14 protein-coding genes are annotated in these 15,437 nt (G+C 64.2%); 2 read left to right on the top strand and 12 right to left on the bottom strand.

Annotated features, from left to right (window positions below; translation table 11 throughout):
* Positions 1-93 precede the first annotated feature (93 nt).
* On the bottom strand, positions 94-666 hold the full coding sequence (locus E4P09_RS26090) for a GDYXXLXY domain-containing protein (RefSeq protein ID WP_170984571.1): 573 nt from the start codon (positions 664-666) through the stop codon (positions 94-96).
* Positions 663-2,000: a DUF2157 domain-containing protein gene (locus E4P09_RS22100; protein WP_170984572.1), complete on the bottom strand. Its 1,338-nt coding sequence runs from the start codon at positions 1,998-2,000 to the stop codon at positions 663-665. Before E4P09_RS22100 ends, E4P09_RS26090 begins: the two co-directional genes overlap by 4 nt.
* Positions 2,001-2,090: 90 nt before the next feature.
* Between E4P09_RS22100 and E4P09_RS22105 the strand changes: the two genes are divergently transcribed.
* Positions 2,091-2,873 carry a DUF3750 domain-containing protein gene (locus E4P09_RS22105; RefSeq protein ID WP_239025311.1) on the top strand — a complete coding sequence of 261 codons (783 nt, stop codon included), beginning with the start codon at positions 2,091-2,093 and terminating at the stop codon, positions 2,871-2,873.
* On the opposite strand, the gene E4P09_RS22110 is transcribed toward E4P09_RS22105, so the two are convergent.
* The 8 genes from E4P09_RS22110 to E4P09_RS22145 all read right to left on the bottom strand — a co-directional run bounded on the left by E4P09_RS22110 (position 2,870) and on the right by E4P09_RS22145 (position 13,034).
* Positions 2,870-3,295 carry a universal stress protein gene (locus E4P09_RS22110; RefSeq protein WP_137391810.1) on the bottom strand — a complete coding sequence of 142 codons (426 nt, stop codon included), beginning with the start codon at positions 3,293-3,295 and terminating at the stop codon, positions 2,870-2,872. The two genes, E4P09_RS22105 and E4P09_RS22110, sit on opposite strands and share 4 nt — an antisense overlap.
* Positions 3,296-3,315: 20 nt before the next feature.
* Positions 3,316-4,023 carry an LOG family protein gene (locus E4P09_RS22115; RefSeq protein ID WP_239025326.1) on the bottom strand — a complete coding sequence of 236 codons (708 nt, stop codon included), beginning with the start codon at positions 4,021-4,023 and terminating at the stop codon, positions 3,316-3,318.
* A gap of 425 nt (positions 4,024-4,448) precedes the next feature.
* Entirely contained in the window at positions 4,449-5,567 is a 1,119-nt protein-coding gene (locus E4P09_RS26925) for a DUF4167 domain-containing protein (protein WP_137391812.1), read from the bottom strand.
* Between the two features lie 567 nt (positions 5,568-6,134).
* The gene (gene prmC, locus E4P09_RS22125; protein WP_137391813.1) at positions 6,135-7,049 is read right to left on the bottom strand and encodes a peptide chain release factor N(5)-glutamine methyltransferase; all 915 of its coding nucleotides are present in this window, start codon (positions 7,047-7,049) and stop codon (positions 6,135-6,137) included.
* Positions 7,042-8,121, bottom strand: coding sequence for a peptide chain release factor 1 (gene prfA / locus E4P09_RS22130; protein ID WP_137391814.1), 1,080 nt, complete (start codon positions 8,119-8,121; stop codon positions 7,042-7,044). Before prfA ends, prmC begins: the two co-directional genes overlap by 8 nt.
* 110 nt (positions 8,122-8,231) lie before the next feature.
* A complete protein-coding gene (locus tag E4P09_RS22135) occupies positions 8,232-9,278 on the bottom strand; it encodes a helix-turn-helix domain-containing protein (RefSeq protein WP_137391815.1) in 1,047 nt (348 codons plus the stop codon).
* A 149-nt stretch (positions 9,279-9,427) separates the two neighbouring features.
* The gene (ptsP, locus tag E4P09_RS22140; RefSeq protein ID WP_137391816.1) at positions 9,428-11,689 is read right to left on the bottom strand and encodes a phosphoenolpyruvate--protein phosphotransferase; all 2,262 of its coding nucleotides are present in this window, start codon (positions 11,687-11,689) and stop codon (positions 9,428-9,430) included.
* A 94-nt stretch (positions 11,690-11,783) separates the two neighbouring features.
* On the bottom strand, positions 11,784-13,034 hold the full coding sequence (locus E4P09_RS22145; RefSeq protein ID WP_137391817.1) for an aspartate kinase: 1,251 nt from the start codon (positions 13,032-13,034) through the stop codon (positions 11,784-11,786).
* 160 nt (positions 13,035-13,194) lie between these two features.
* On the opposite strand from E4P09_RS22145, the gene ubiG reads away from it, so the two are divergent.
* Positions 13,195-13,965 (top strand): bifunctional 2-polyprenyl-6-hydroxyphenol methylase/3-demethylubiquinol 3-O-methyltransferase UbiG, encoded by a 771-nt coding sequence (gene ubiG, locus E4P09_RS22150; protein WP_137391818.1) that lies wholly within the window; start codon positions 13,195-13,197, stop codon positions 13,963-13,965.
* Positions 13,966-14,133: 168 nt separating this feature from the next.
* Here ubiG and E4P09_RS22155 read toward each other — a convergent pair whose 3' ends face one another.
* Together E4P09_RS22155 and E4P09_RS22160 are read right to left on the bottom strand one after the other, a co-directional pair.
* Positions 14,134-14,571 carry a DUF1178 family protein gene (locus E4P09_RS22155; RefSeq protein ID WP_137391819.1) on the bottom strand — a complete coding sequence of 146 codons (438 nt, stop codon included), beginning with the start codon at positions 14,569-14,571 and terminating at the stop codon, positions 14,134-14,136.
* Positions 14,568-15,431 carry a carbon-nitrogen hydrolase family protein gene (locus E4P09_RS22160; RefSeq protein WP_137391820.1) on the bottom strand — a complete coding sequence of 288 codons (864 nt, stop codon included), beginning with the start codon at positions 15,429-15,431 and terminating at the stop codon, positions 14,568-14,570. The genes E4P09_RS22155 and E4P09_RS22160 overlap by 4 nt, the downstream gene beginning before the upstream one ends.
* Positions 15,432-15,437 lie beyond the last annotated feature (6 nt).

Consider the following 15,437-nt stretch of genomic DNA (forward strand, 5'->3'; position numbering starts at 1 on the left):
AGGGCCGATGTCGATCACGCCCGCAGCACCCGAACCAGCCGCGCCGCAAACCATCGAGGATCTGATCACCCCAGCTTCTGCCCCGGTTCGGCTTCAGAACAGCCCTGCTTCATAGCGGACTTGCCCGTCGACGCGCAGACGCTTGATGACCGAAGCGCCGTCCTTGCCGACGGCCACATCGGCGGTCAGCCGCTGGTCGTTGCGCAGCTCCTCCAAGGCGCGACCGGCGCCTTCGGGCACGAAGAATTTCTCCAAACCGTAATCCACGCCGTATTCCCAACAGGAGGGACCCGTGCAGTTGGGGGTTTGCGAGGCGCTGGTGATGCGCCCTCGTAGCACGGGACCGGCGACGTCCTTCGGATAGGTGTGATAGATCGCAGTTGCGTGCCAGGTCTGGCCGTCGGGTGCCAGAGCCACGTAGATCGGATCGCCGACCGTGAAATCCCTGTCGCCGCCGAGCTGCGCCGTCTTCAACCTGGAAATGTCGTAGGAGAGGATCACATAATCGCCACGAAGGAAATCACGCGGGTCTACGGGCACGACGGCGAGGCGGACCTCGGTGCCGTTGGCCATGAGCATGGCGCGTCCGGCGATCATGCCGAAGAGCAGGCAGCCCTGCAGCAGGAAAGCGAGACCGAAACCGAGCAGCATGAAGCGCTTGCTCATGGAGAGGCACTCCGCCGCTGGCTGCGCAGCCAGCGGTCCAGCCGCACCAGCCCGATCGAGAGAGCAATCAGCAGGATGCCACCGACCAGGAAGGCCAGCGCGGTGTCGATGAGAGTGCCTAGTGTCTCGATATAGAGATAGAGGATCTCGATACCGAACGCGGCGAGGCCCAGCGTATGCACGTGATAGCCAGCGTCGGTCTGCGCGAGTGCTACAAGCCAGAGGCTCGCCACGAGGATGACAGCTGCGATTGCCAGCCTTGGCCACAGAGCGGCGGCATGCTCTCCATCTCCGCTCACCGTCTGCCAGTAGGCGAAGACGATAGCGCAGAACACGATCAGCATGCCAAGGACGGCATGAACCATCGGCACGGCGCCGCGCCAGGCCGCACCCATGGCGATGGTGGCGGCGAGCAGGGCTATGATGACCGCAGGTAGGAACCAGCCGAGCGCATCGGCCCGGGTCTCCTCGAACAGGCCCTGCATCACGAATAGCGCTATGAGCAGTCCGACCAGGGCAGGCCAGGTGAGCTCCCGCCCAAAGGGCACCAGCCGGTCCGCGAACCCGCCCTCCCTGGTGCCTGAGGCAAGGAACGCGCCGACCGACCAGAAGAACAGGGCCACGGCGGCACAGAGAGACAGGCCGCCAATATAGGGCCAGCCCAGAGCTTCCGTCATCTGGATGAGCGTAAAAGCTATCCAGAACGTCGAGGCGGCAACAAAGGCCCGGCGCGCAAAGCTGCCATCGAGCCAGAGCGCATGGGCGCCAATGGCCAGAAGCAGGACCAGGCTGGCCCAATGGACGACACGTCCCAGCTCGGTGATGGCAAGGAAGGCCCAGACCGAGACCCCGACCAGGCTCAGCACGGTTGCCGAAAGCGACCGGGTGAGAAGCGCCGCGCCAAAACAGCCCAGCGTCCATAGCAGGATGGCATCACGGAACTCGCCGGTGAGATTGTAGGCCTGGCCGACCAAGGCTATGGCGGCGGCGAAGACCAGACCCGCCACGAGGACCATGGCATCGCTGAGGGCCGGGTGGTTGCGCTGCTTCAGCACCGCCGCAGCGGCATAAGCCGCAGCGAGCGTTGCCAGCAACAGGAGGAAACGGGCGAAGGGCGCCATGCCCTCCCAATTGGCCGCGACGAAGGCAATGGCGGCGGCGCCGAGCAGCAGGCCGCCCAGGGTCGCCACGATGGTCGAAAGCGTGAGGTGACGCCCTGGCTCCGGGAGCGTCGCGAGTATGGCGGACGCCCCGTCCGGGGTCACCCAGCCCCGCTCACGCCAAACCGGCAGATCGGCGGCAAGCCGGTTGCGATAGTATCTTTCGAACACCACGCGCGCCCCAACAGCCTGTAACAACTCTGATGCCGGAACGTTGACTTGTCTGCGGCCCCGAACCGACGAATCTTTTGGCGATCCCCGATCATGCTTATCTCAGCGCGGCCGATGTTGTCCTTCGTAAAATATGTCTCGCTTGCCTTTTTCCTGCTGTTCGTTGCGCCCATTGCGGTGCACGGGGCGCTGCATTGGCAGAATGGGTGGCCCCAGAGCTGGCGCCAAGCCGACTGGAGCAGTACCGGCATTCTGCCGGCGGCGAGCACGCACGATGATGCTCTGGTGCGCGTCTATGCGGCCCGGACCGGACGCTGGAAGGGCATCTTCGCTGTGCATAGCTGGATCGTGGTGAAGGAACGGGGCGCACCCGCCTACGAGCGCTTCGAGGTGGTGGGCTGGGGCACGCCGCTGCGGATCAACGGCTATGCCCCGGACGGACGCTGGTTCGGCGACGAACCGGAGACGGTGTTCGCCGCGGATGGGGCTGAAGCGGAGCGGCTCATTCCCGGCATCCGAAAAGCGGTCGAGAGCTACCGCTACCGGCAGCAGGGCGACTATCTGATATGGCCGGGCCCGAACTCGAATACATTCGTGGCGGCAGTCATCGCTGGCGTCCCCGGATGGAACGCCGTGCTGCCACCGACGGCGATCGGCAAGGACTACCCGTATGACGGCCGCTGGCTCAGCCTCACGCCGTCGGGCCTCGGGTTCCGCGCGACGCTGGCTGGATATGCAGGACTGACCGTGGGGTGGTACGAGGGGGTCGAACTGAACCTTCTCGGCGGGGTCATCGGCGTGGATATCCGCCGGCCGGCCATCAAGCTGCCCGGCTTCGGCCGCATCGGCTTGCCCGCGCAGGACAATCTAGCCTAACTCCGGACGACCAGCACGCTGGCCTGGGCATGGCGGACGACGGCGCCGGCGGTCGTGCCCAAGAGCTTGGAATAAGCGGTCGGCTGGTGGGCGCCGATAATGATGAGGTCGGCGCCCAAGGCGTCGGCCTCGCTGAGGATTTCCACATGGGCGGCGCCGCGCCGAACGGCGGTGCTCACCGTGTCTGCGGGCAAACCCGATTGGACAGCCAATTGCGCGAGCTGCCGGTTGATGGTCTTGAGCTCCTGGGCATCGAAGTCGCGGGGCAGATGCTGCAGGTAGATCATCGGCACCGGCGGCAGCACATGCAGCACGCGGACCATGGCGCCGGCGCCCGGAATCAATCCGGAGGCCTGCCGCAGCGCTCGCCTGCCGTGCTCGATATCGTCAAGGTCGACCGCGACCAGTATACGGCCGAACATCGCAAGCCTCCTGAACGCGACTAAACGAGGTTGGGCTTCTCCTCCTCACGGGCGTGCGGAGAGCCGGCCACGCCAAGGCCGAGGCTGATCAGCTTGCGCCAGGCCTCTTCGGCCGAGTTTGCGAATTCGAACAACCTCACGTCTTCCGGATTGATCATGCCTTGGTCGACCAAAACCCGGAAGTTGATAACCGAGGTCCAATAGGACTGGTCGAAGAGAATGGTGGGAACGCCGGGCGCCTTGCCGGTTTGGGCGAGGGTGAGGATCTCGAACAGTTCGTCGAGCGTGCCGAATCCACCAGGAAATACGACCAGTGCCTTGGCTCTCATCGCCAAGTGCATCTTGCGCATGGCGAAGTAGTGGAACCGGAAGGTCAGGTCGGGCGTGGAATAGGCGTTGGGCTCCTGTTCGAAAGGCAACGTGATGTTGAAGCCGATGGAGGGGGCGCCGGCTTCCATCGCCCCACGGTTGGCGGCCTCCATGATACCCGGCCCGCCGCCGGTGGCGATCACGTTGTGGCGCACGCCTTCGTCGTCGCACAGAGCGCCGCCGTGCATGGATGCGATATAGCCGAACCGCCGCGCCTGGTCATACCAGAAGGCTTGGCGGCCGGGGCCATTCTCACGCACCCGCGCGCTCCCGAACACGACGATGGTGGAGCGTACGCTCCAATTGCGCAGCGCCTCCTCGGCTTTCGCATATTCGAGCAGGAACCGAACGCCTCGCATGGAATCGCCCAGCAGGAAATCGGTATCCAGCGCTGCCAAGCGATAGGAGGCAGCATTCTTTTGCGCCTCGTTCCCATGGTCCGCCGCCTCCTGCTCGCTCAAGGGCGGTGCCGGCACGGATGTGGTCGCGCGATGCTCGTCGTCCATGGATCGTGCCATCTCTCGCTACAGCATGCCCGTTCCAATCATACCGTAGCTTCCTCGGGTTTATAGCCGACGGCGAGCGACGGCGACACGGCGCCTGCCCTGACTTTTCGGCCGAAGATCACTCCGATACAAAGCTGAACGCCTATGGCTCCGAAAGCGACGCACCAAGTGAGACGCGACCCGGGCCGGCCGGCCAATCATAGCTTGCCCGGCGCCCGGGCCGACCCGGTCCGCCGGCCACCGCTAATGTGGCTGCCACAGATCATCCCGCATCGGAATCAGCCAGCGTTCGCCTCAAGCTCCGTGGTGTCGCTGCGCTCGTCAGATTCGGCGGAAGCCTCTGCGCCTGCCCTGCTGCGGGTTGACGTCCGCCGCCGCCGGGTTGGCTTGGGCTCAGACGCTGTCGGCGCATCCGACGCTACAGCGGGCTGCTCAACAGGGGCAGTGGCCTCCACACCGTTGATTGCCGCTGCCGCTTTCCGGCTCCGCGGCTGCCGCCGAGGCTTGCTGGGAAGGCTGGTTTCGGACGTTGCCTCCGGGCTGCTCGCATCCGCAGGAACAGGAGAATTTCCCTGTTGCGCAACGGCCTGAGTCTCGCGGCCGGGTGCTTCCGGCAGCAGGCTGATCTGCTCCACCGGCTCTGGCTGGTGCGCGCCCGCCGACTCGGCCGGCTGTCTAAACTCGCGAACCTGTCCGTTCATCGGCTGATCGGAGCTCACCACCACCGGCTGCGGCGTATCGCGATAATCACGGCGCGGGCGGTCCCGATCGCGCCGCCATTCGCGCTGGCGGCCGTCGTGGCGCTGCCCTTCCTGACGGTCGTCGCGGTGGTCACGGTTCTCGCGGTTGTCGCGCCACTCGCCCCGCTGCTCACGCTCGCCGCGGTTATCGCGCCATTCGCCGCGCTGGCCGCGCTGATCGCCACGCGCCTCGCGGGCGCCCTCCCGCATGCCATCGCCGCGGTGATCATTACGATGATCGCGCCATTCGCCGCGCTGATGCTCGCGCGGCCGATCGTCCATGCGCTGCTCTACCGGGCGCTGGCCGAAGCCCGCTTCACCACGGTCGGGCAGCTCGTCGCCGTAACCGTCCTCGTCCTCGTCGCCATAAGTGCGGCTGGCCATGTCCGGATTCTGCTGCTGCAGGTATGCCTGCGCCGCGGCGACGATGCGCTGGTAATGCTCAGCGTGCTGGAAGTAATTCTCAGCCTGAACGATGTCTCCCGAGGCCAATGCATCACGGCCGAGCGACGTATACTTCTCAGCGATATGTGACGCTGTCCCGCGCACCCGCACATCCGGCCCGTTCGATTCAAAAACGCGGCTGGCGGGATTTGGTTGTCTGCGCCCTCTGTTACGCGAACGCTTGTTATTGTTGTTGTGCTGGCCTTGTCTCATTGGCGTGAACACTCTTCTTCATCAAAGTTCAATTGGCTACCAAGTCCGTCCAGGAGCGTGTCGTCGTGCTATTGGCGGTCGCTTCCAGGGCGCCTTCAGACATGGGCGGCCGCAGCCGATCCCACCGAAAAACAATCGGTGCAATGCTTCTTTTGCGTGCCCATCAATCGCCCCCTTCGATGCCCACCACGGCCGCGCGCGAGCGCCTCAACGCGAGCGTCTCAAGCAGCGCGACCACCGCCTTGAACGAACCCCGGCCCTGTGCATTCGTTGGCGGTTGCGTTCTGTATTCGCCTTGGCTGTCTGTCCCAAGCCTTCATGATGGGAGCGCAGAACGCCCAGCGTTCTGTCTGCCGAAGCTCGTCACCAGAGATTAGGGGCACATCACGCCAATCTGCTCAGGCAATATCGACGTGCCCAATTATCCCGAGGCGATCGTCCGATGCCTCTCTGGCTCTCAGGCCTCAAAACCATTCGGGTATTTCGCGGTCGCTCTCAACTGACCGGCACGTTAACCGCTTGCACACGCCATTCCAACCCCTTTTTTCCCGCATATTTGCTTGTCAGTTAAGTGGTCCAACCGAGTTGCATGCATACCACACGGGCATGACCGGCGAGATCTGTCACGGTCTCCGAAACTGCTGCATGGGGCCCGAACCCCGCGGTGCGACAAAGCCCAATCACAGCGGCTGCTTGGCCTGCACCAACCTCCAGGATCAACCATCCGCCCGGAACGAGAAGCTGGCTGGCTGAAGGGATGATCCGCCGATAAGCCGCCAGGCCGTCTTGGCCACCGTCAAGGGCGAGAACCGGGTCGAAACACCTGACTTCCGGCTTCAATTCGCCGATGTCGCTCGTCTCTATATAGGGTGGATTGGATAAGATTACATCAAAGCGCCCGGAAAAAGCATCGGTCCAGTTGCCGCATGCCAGAGCGAGCCTGTCGCCAACTCCTAGCCGCGCGGCGTTGCCGCGCGCCGTCGCCAATGCTTCGTAGGCGATATCGACCGCACATCCCCACGCGCCCGGCAGTGCATGCAGCAGGCTGATGACGATGGCGCCGGTGCCGGTTCCGAGGTCCAGCAAACGCAGCGGCCGACCACCTACGCTGTGGCGCCACCCCATAAGATCAACCACGCGAAGGCATTGATCGACCACCAGTTCCGTCTCCGGCCGTGGATCGAGAGTTGCCGCCGAAAGTGCGAGCCAATGCCCGTGAAACTCCCGGTAGCCAAGAATGCGCGAGACCGGCTCGCCCGCGCAGCGCCGCTTCAGCAACTCGGCGAATCGTGCAGCCTCCTCCGGCGCCATGGCGCGGTCCGGCGCGGCGATCAGCACCGTATGGTCAATCCCCGATGCTTCGAGCAGCAGGAGCCGCGCATCGAGATCCGGCGTGTCGACCCCATGCTCGCGCAGCCGGTCCCGTCCCCATCTGAAAAGCGTGCCCAGGGTTCGGGCCGCGTCAGCGGGGGGCTTATTCATTGGCCTCGACTTCGGCCAGCAAACTGGCCTGATGCTCTGTAATCAGCGCCTGAATCAATTCGCCCAGCGCCTCGCCACGGATCACCTGGTCGAGCTTGTACAGGGTGAGGTTGATGCGGTGATCGGTCACCCGGCCTTGCGGAAAATTATAGGTGCGGATGCGCTCCGAACGGTCGCCGCTGCCGACTTGCCCCTTGCGCGCCGCCGAGCGTTCCGCTTCCTTCCGCTCGCGCTCCATCTCATAAAGGCGGGCACGCAGCACCTTCAAGGCCTTGGCCTTGTTCTTGTGCTGCGATTTCTCGTCCTGCTGGGTCACCACCAGTCCGGTGGGCAGGTGGGTGATGCGCACGGCACTGTCAGTGGTGTTCACCGACTGTCCGCCCGGGCCGCTCGACCGGTAGACGTCGATCCGGAGGTCCTTCTCGTCGATATCGACGTCCACGTCTTCCGCCTCGGGCAGCACAGCCACAGTGGCGGCAGAGGTATGGATCCTGCCCTGGCTTTCCGTCTCGGGAATGCGCTGCACCCGGTGCACGCCGGATTCGAACTTCAGCTCGGCGAAGACACCCCGGCCGGAAATGGCAGCGATGATCTCCTTGTAGCCGCCGAGTTCCGCTTCACTGGCCGAGATGATCTCGACGGTCCAGCCCTTCAGGGCAGCGTAGCGCTGATACATGCGGAACAGATCGCCGGCGAACAAGGCCGCCTCATCACCGCCGGTGCCGGCGCGCACCTCGATGATCACGTTCTTCTCGTCGGCGGCATCCTTGGGCAGTAGCAACAGCTTCATCTGATTGTGCAGCTCATCGAGCCGGCCGTTCAGCTCTTCGAGCTCGGTCTCCGCCAAGGCCCTGAGCTCGCGGTCGGTGTCCGCAGCCTCGATGAGCCGGGTGAGATCCGCCGCTTCCCGCTCGGCAGCCTGCAAGACCTGGGCGGCCTTTGCCACCGGCTCGAGCTCGGCATATTCCTTCGATAGCTTCACATACTGGCTCGGCTCGGGGCCCGCCGACAGCTCGGCCTCAATGGTCCGAAACCGGTCGAGCACCCTGTCGAGCTTGTCGCTGATCCACATGTCCCAAAAACCGCCGCGGCCCTTGTCGTTCAGCCGCCATGAAGCAAAAGCCCCGTCGCCTGTCGCGACGAGGCTTTATATAGGTCTTTCCGGAAGACGGAAGAGGCGTGTCAGCTGTTCGCGCTCTTTTCAAGCGTGGCCAGGTCGAGCGAGCGCCCCACCAGGATCTCGCCGGGGGCACCGAGCGTGCCGAGCTTCTTGCCATCGACGATATAGCTGAGCGCGCCGCCGTCGCGGGCGATGACCACGAGGTCGCTGCGGTTGGGAACCCGATAGGAATCGCCCGCCATCATGGTCTTGGTGAGAATGACGTTACCCTGGCGATCTTCGATTCGCACCCAAACGGGGGCATTGGCCTGCAGGACCAGGCGGGACTCGGCATTTTCGATGCCATAGGTGCGGCTTTGCTTGTCGCTGCTGACCTTCGGCTTGGCCGGCGGCTCCGTGGGCACGGTGTTCGTGACGTTCTGCTGGATGAATTCGGTCAAGCCATCGAGGCCGTCGGCGCCTCCGGAAAGGGGCGCGTTGGCCACACCAGTGTCTTCTTCGGTCAGCTCGTCGCCGGTCGTCGCCTGCCGGCGAACGGCCGGGCTGGCGGCGGGAATGCTCGCGGTGGTTATCGGGTCGGCCGCCGTAGCGCCGTCATCGACGCGGACCACGGGTATCGTCGAGTCGCCTCCATCTCCCGATATCATCCAGCCCATCCCACCGAAAATGCCGCCGGCCACGACCAGCGCCGCGGCAAGCCCGACCGTGCGAGGGCCGAGTGGGATCCGGGGGAAAGGAATGATCTTGGCAGTCGGCGCTCCCCTCAACGCGCGCTCGGCGGGACTGCCGACCCGGTGGCGGTTGATGACGGTTGCGTAGTGCTGCGCGAGCGGCGCCGGCTCAAAGCCCAGGAACGCCGCGTAGGTCGTGACATAACGCAGCCCGTCCTCGGGATCAGGCAGGGAGTCGAGATCGCCGTCCTCGATCGCGGCCAGGTAACGGCGATTTATGCGGGTGGCCAGGGCAGCATCCTCCAGCGAGCAGTTGTAACGCTCGCGCTCGCGACGGAGGAACCAGCCGACCTCCGCGGCCGGGTTGCTCCTGTCCGGCTTCGGCGCATGAGATCTCGGCCGACCGATTGTCGGGTGGGATGTATTGATCGAGTCCATGGACTACGGTCTCGCTTGTACAGCTACTGAACCACCGGGACGCAAGGGCTCACCGAGCCTGGTCGAGCGCCCAGACCATGGAAAGAAATATGACCCAGAAAGGTAAGTAATTAATAAACGGCGTTTAAATTTGAGACTATCCAGCCGGCTTAGATCGGGATGCCACTGTCTCTCGCAAAGGCCATGAGATGCGGCCTCAGGCTGTGCTCGGGAAGCTCGAGCAGAGGTGCCATATACTCCGTGAGCTGGCCGGCATGGAGCTTCAAGATCATAGCCTTGATCGGGCCAATGGCCGCCGGCGCCATGGAGATCGAACGCAGGCCCAATCCGAGCAGCGCCATGGCCTCCAATGGCCGCCCCGCCATTTCGCCGCACAGGTTGACGGGAACGCCGTGGGTTGCCCCGGCATGCACGATCTCGCGGATGACGGAGAGCAGGGCCGGGCTCAGCGGGTCATAGCGGCCGGCCAGCCGCGGATGGCCGCGATCGCAGGCGAACAGGAACTGCACGAGATCGTTGGAGCCGATCGACACGAAATCGGCCAGCTCCATGAGCCGGTTGAGCTGCCAGACGAGTGCCGGCACCTCGATCATGGACCCGACCCTGATGCGCACGGGCAACTGGTGGCCCCGGGCGAGAAGATATTCGCGCTGCTCTTCCAGGATCTCGCGGGCCCGCCTGAATTCGTCCACCTCGGCGACCATCGGGAACATAACCGACAGCTCGCGGCCGCCTGCCGCCTTGAGCAGGGCGCGCAGCTGCAGCTTCATCAGCGCAGGCCGGTCCAGCGCCATGCGGATGGCGCGCCAGCCGAGCGCTGGGTTCTCTTCCTTTGCCTGTGACAGGTAAGGGAGGACCTTGTCGGCGCCGATATCGAGTGAGCGGAACACCACCGGCTTTTCCTGCGCGGCCTCGAGGATCGAGCGGTAATGAGCCACCTGCTGGTCCATCCGCGGAAAGGCGGACGAGATCATGAACTGCAACTCGGTGCGGAAAAGGCCGATGCCATCTGCGCCGGACTCGGTGAGATGCGGCAGATCGACGAGCAGACCGGCATTGATATGCAGCGCGATGCGCTCGCCATCCAAAGTTGCTGCCGGCATATCGCGCAGGGCGCGGTACTGCTCCTGCCGCCTCGCATAGAAGCGGACCTTCTCGGCGTAGGCGTGCTCGATATCGGGGGAAGGACGAATGTGCACCTCGCCGCCGCTGCCATCGACGATGATGGCATCGCCGGTGTCCACGATGTCGAGCACCCCCTGCGCCTGGCCAACCAGGGGAACGCCCAAGGCCCTTGCCACGACAGCCACGTGACTGGTGCTGCCGCCCTCCTCCAGCACGACCCCGCGCAACTTTTGGCGGTCGTAATCGAGCAACTCGGCCGGGCCCATATTGCGGGCCACCAATATGGCGTCCTTGGGCAGTTCGCTGGATGCGGCGGTGTTGGCCTGTCCGGTCAGGATGCGCAGCAGCCGATTGGCGAGATCATCAAGGTCGTTGAGCCGCTCGCGCAGGAACGGGTCCTTCTGGCGCAACATGCGTGCCCGGTTGTCGCTGTGTACGCGCTCGACGGCCGCCTCGGCGGTGAGGCCGGTGCGCACCGCATCGCGCATGCGCTGCAGCCAGCCTCGGTCATGGGCGAACATCTGGTAGGTTTCCAGCACCTCGCGATGCTCGCCGCGCGGGACGTCGAGGCCCTGCACCATGGTCTCGATCCATTCCTGCAGGGCGGCGATCGCCCGGTCCAGGCGGGCCATCTCGGCGTGCATGTCCTCGGCGATCAAATTCGTCACGACGACCCGCGGCTCATGCAACACGACATGGCCCAGGGCGATGCCGTCGGCGAGGGAGTCGCCAACGATCCGGTGCGAGCGGACATGGGTTACGTCGGCATCGACCGCGGCGACGATCTCATCGAACTCGCCAGAAGCGATGACTTCGGCAAGGACCATCGCCGTGATCTGCAGTGCCTCTTCCTCATCCTCCGTGTAGAGGCGCGAGGCCCGGTTCTGCACCACCAGAACCCCGAGCGTCAGGCCGGAGCGCAGCAGCGGCACGCCAAGGAACGACTTATAGATCTCCTCGCCGGTTTCCGGCAGGTATTTGAAGGCTGGGTGAGCGTAAGCGTCCTGCACGTTGAGCGGCCGCGCTTCCGCGGCGATGGTGCCGACCAGGCCTTCGCCGATGCGCAGCTTGCTCTTGTGGACAGCCGAAGGATTGAGCCCTTCCGTCGCGTAAAGTTCCAGCACACCGCCGGGGCGCATCACGTAAATCGAACAGACCTCGGCGATCATGTTCGATGCGATCAGGGAAGCGATCTTATTGAGCCGGTTCTGCGCATTCTCCGGCTCCGCCATCACCTCGCGCAGCCGCTTGAGCAGAATGCGCGGGCCGGCTGCGGCAACTGGCATAAGGGTCAATGTCCTCCGCTGCGCCGACCGGCACGCTCGGTGCGCGCCGGACTGCGCTCGATGAAGTCGGTCATGCTACCTCCGCATCGCACATTCAATGCCCATCAAGATTGTAGGTGGTGTGAAGCGTGCGCACGGCGAGTTCCGTATAGGCAGCATCGATCAGAACGCTGATCTTGATCTCCGAGGTGGTGATCGCTTGGATGTTGATGCTCTTCTCGGCGAGCGCCTTGAACATGTCTGCCGCCACGCCGGCATGGCTGCGCATGCCGACCCCGATCACCGAAACCTTGGCCACGTCACGCGCGGCCTTCAGGCTATCGTAGCCGATCTGGTTCTTGTGATCACCGATGACTTTGAGGGCACGGTCGAGGTCCTTTTGGGGAACGGTGAAGGTGATATCGGTATGCCCGTCAGCCGAGACATTCTGCACGATCATGTCGACGCTGATACCGGTTTCGGCAAGCGGCCCGAAGAGGCTGGCCGATATGCCCGGGCGGTCCGGCACGCGCACAACAGTGACCTTTCCCTCGTCCTTCGAATAGGCAATGCCGGTGACGACCTGCTGTTCCACTATGTCTTCCTCATCACACACGATCGTGCCAGGCCCGCTTCCATCGACCGTGTTCTGGTTGGGCCCATCCGGTACCTCGAAGCTCGAACGCACCTGAAGCGGCACCCGATGGACCATGGCCAGCTCCACCGACCGGGTCTGCAGCACCTTGGCGCCGAGGGAGGCCATTTCGAGCATCTCCTCGTAAGAGATCCTAGCGATCTTGCGGGCCTTGGCAACGATCCGCGGGTCGGTCGTGTAGACCCCGTCGACATCCGTATAAATATCGCAGCGGGCGTTGAGCGCTGCCGCGAGAGCGACCGCGCTGGTATCGGATCCGCCGCGGCCCAGCGTGGTGACGCGGCCATCGCGGCTAATGCCCTGGAAGCCCGCGACAACCGCCACCTGGCCCTGGGCAAAGCGCTCGATGATGCCCTTGGGGTCGATGCCCATGATCCGGGCGGCGCCATGCATCGAGTCGGTCTCGATCGGCACCTGCCAGCCCAGCCAGGAGCGCGCGGGTATCCCCATCTCCTGCAGCACGATGGCGGCGAGGCCGGCGGTCACCTGCTCGCCGGATGCAACCACCACGTCATATTCGCGCGAATCATGCAGCGACGCGGCCTCCCTTGTCCACCCGACCAGGCGGTCGGTGGTACCCGCCATGGCCGAGACCACAACGGCCACTTCATGGCCGGCCTTGACTTCGCGCTCCACATGGCGTGCCACGTTGCGGATACGCGCGATATCCGCGACAGACGTGCCGCCGAATTTCATGACCAGACGGCCCATGCTCCGCCTTCACCACGACGTTTCCGTCTAGGGTTCCCGATTGAGGTATGGTTGACATCGACCGTCGGGGCAAGCAGCGTTCCGGACGGCGGCGGTAGTCATACTCACCGCACTTTTGATATGCAATTAATACGTGACGGCGAAATTTACGGGCACAGCCATGGCAGAGGTCGAAAACGCTGCGCAGTCCACCGTGGATGCGGGCGAGCTTGCAAAGTTTTCGGCCCTTGCCGAGCAATGGTGGGACCCGAAAGGCAAGTTCGCGGTTCTGCATAAATTCAACCCGGTGCGGCTTGCCTACATCAAGTCGCAGGTCTGCGCTCGGTTCGGCCGCGATCCCTTGTCCTTGCGTCCGTTTTCCGGACTGCGGCTGCTCGACATCGGTTGCGGGGGCGGCCTCCTGACTGAGCCGATGGCACGGCTTGGGGCGGATGTGGTGGGGGTTGATCCCGCAGAACGGAATATCCGCACCGCCGGGGTGCATGCCGCCGCGCAGGGGCTCGCGATCGACTATCGGGTGGCCACGGCGGAGGACCTTGCGGCGAAGGGCGAAAAGTTCGACGTGATCCTGAACATGGAAGTCATCGAACATGTGGCGGAACCGGCACATTATATCGCCCGATGCGCCGAAATGCTGAAGCCTGGCGGCATCATGGTGCTCGCCACCCTGAACCGAACCTTCAGATCCTTCGCGCTGGCCATCATCGGTGCGGAATATGTGCTGGGCTGGCTACCGCGCGGCACCCATCATTGGGAGAAATTCATCACACCGGACGAGCTGGAGGCTTTGTGCCGCGCGGCCGGTCTCGCCAGTTGCGATTTGACCGGTATCGTATTCAATCCACTGGACGGCACCTGGCGCCGCTCGGAAGACAGCTCGGTCAACTACATGATGCTGGTGGAGAAGCCAGCTGTGGCCGCCGCTGCTTAGGCAGGGCAGGACGGGTTTCCGGCTAGATTCCCGTTTGCGTCATTTCCGCGCTTGAGGCGGCACCCCAGAGTCTAGGGCCAAGAGGCAAGCCGGTACCGTATTCCCCTGGATGCCCGGCTCGGCGCAAGGCGCGGCCGGGCGTGACGGGATTCGCAGAAAACGGCAGTATCAGTTCGCCTCTTCCGGCAGCACCGGCAGGGCATGGATCTCGATACCTTCCTCGAGGAGGGCACGCGCATCCTCGGCCGACGCCTCGCCATAGATGCTGCGGCGCTCGGCCTCGTCGTAGTGGATCTTGCGCGCCTCTTCGGCGAAGCGCTCACCCACATTCTCGGCATTCTCCAGCACGTGCCGCTTTATGCGCCGAAGCAGTGTGATCAGCTCGGCCATTTCCGGGGGCGCAGTCGGCGGCTCGGCCTGTTTGCCCTTCTCGGCCTCGCCAGCGCGATTTATGCGCGGGGCCATGATGGCTTTACTCACCGCCGTGTCGCCGCAATGGGGGCAATCGATCAGCTTCGCCGCGGCCTGCTTCTCGAAGGTCTCGCTGTTGGCGAACCAGCCGTCGAACTCATGGCCCTCGCCGCAAACCAGGTCGTAGCGGATCATGACGCAGCCTTCAGGGTGGGGGCTGGGCGCGGGCAGCTGAACGCACGGCCGTTCTTCAACGAGGGAATGCGCTCGCGCGCCTGCGCAACGAGGATCAGGTCGATCTCGGCCAGGATAATGCCAGGCTCGGTGCCGGCTTCCGCCAGGATTTCACCCCAGGGTGAGACGATCAGGCTATGGCCATAGGTTTCACGCTTGTTTTCGTGGCGGCCGCCCTGGGCCGGCGCAATGACGAAAGCGCCGTTCTCGATGGCCCGGGCGCGCTGCAGCACATGCCAATGGGCCTCGCCGGTCTGCTTCGTGAAAGCGGCGGGAACCGAGAAGACGCTCGCGCCGCTCTCGGCAAGCACGCGGTAGAGCTGAGGAAAGCGTACATCGTAGCAGATGGTCATGCCGAGTTGGCACCACGGCAGATCAGCCATGACTGACTCCTCCCCCGCAACGAAGCTCGCGGACTCGCGGTAGCTCTCTCCATTGGCTAGATCGACGTCGAACATGTGAATCTTGTCGTAGCGGGCGGCGATCGCGCCCTGCGGATCGATCAGAAATGAGCGGTTAACCGCCTTTTCGCCCTGGCGAATGGGCAGCGAGCCGATGAGCAGCCAGACCGAGAGCTCACGCGCCAAGGCCGACAGGCGATGCAGCGCCGGATCTTCGTCCTGGGGCTTCAGGGAAGCGAGCAGCCTCGGCCGATCGTTCTCCATGATCGAGGTCATTTCTGGCGTGGCGATGAAACTGGCGCCGGCCATGGCAGCGTCGGTGACGAGTTCCACAGCCGCTTCGATATTGGCCTCGACATTACGGCCGGAGCACATCTGAACGCAGGCCGCGGTGAACTTGGCAGACGGCGATCCGCTCATATGATC

Source organism: Rhodoligotrophos defluvii, from assembly GCF_005281615.1.
In the GTDB taxonomy this organism is placed as follows: domain Bacteria; phylum Pseudomonadota; class Alphaproteobacteria; order Rhizobiales; family Im1; genus Rhodoligotrophos; species Rhodoligotrophos defluvii.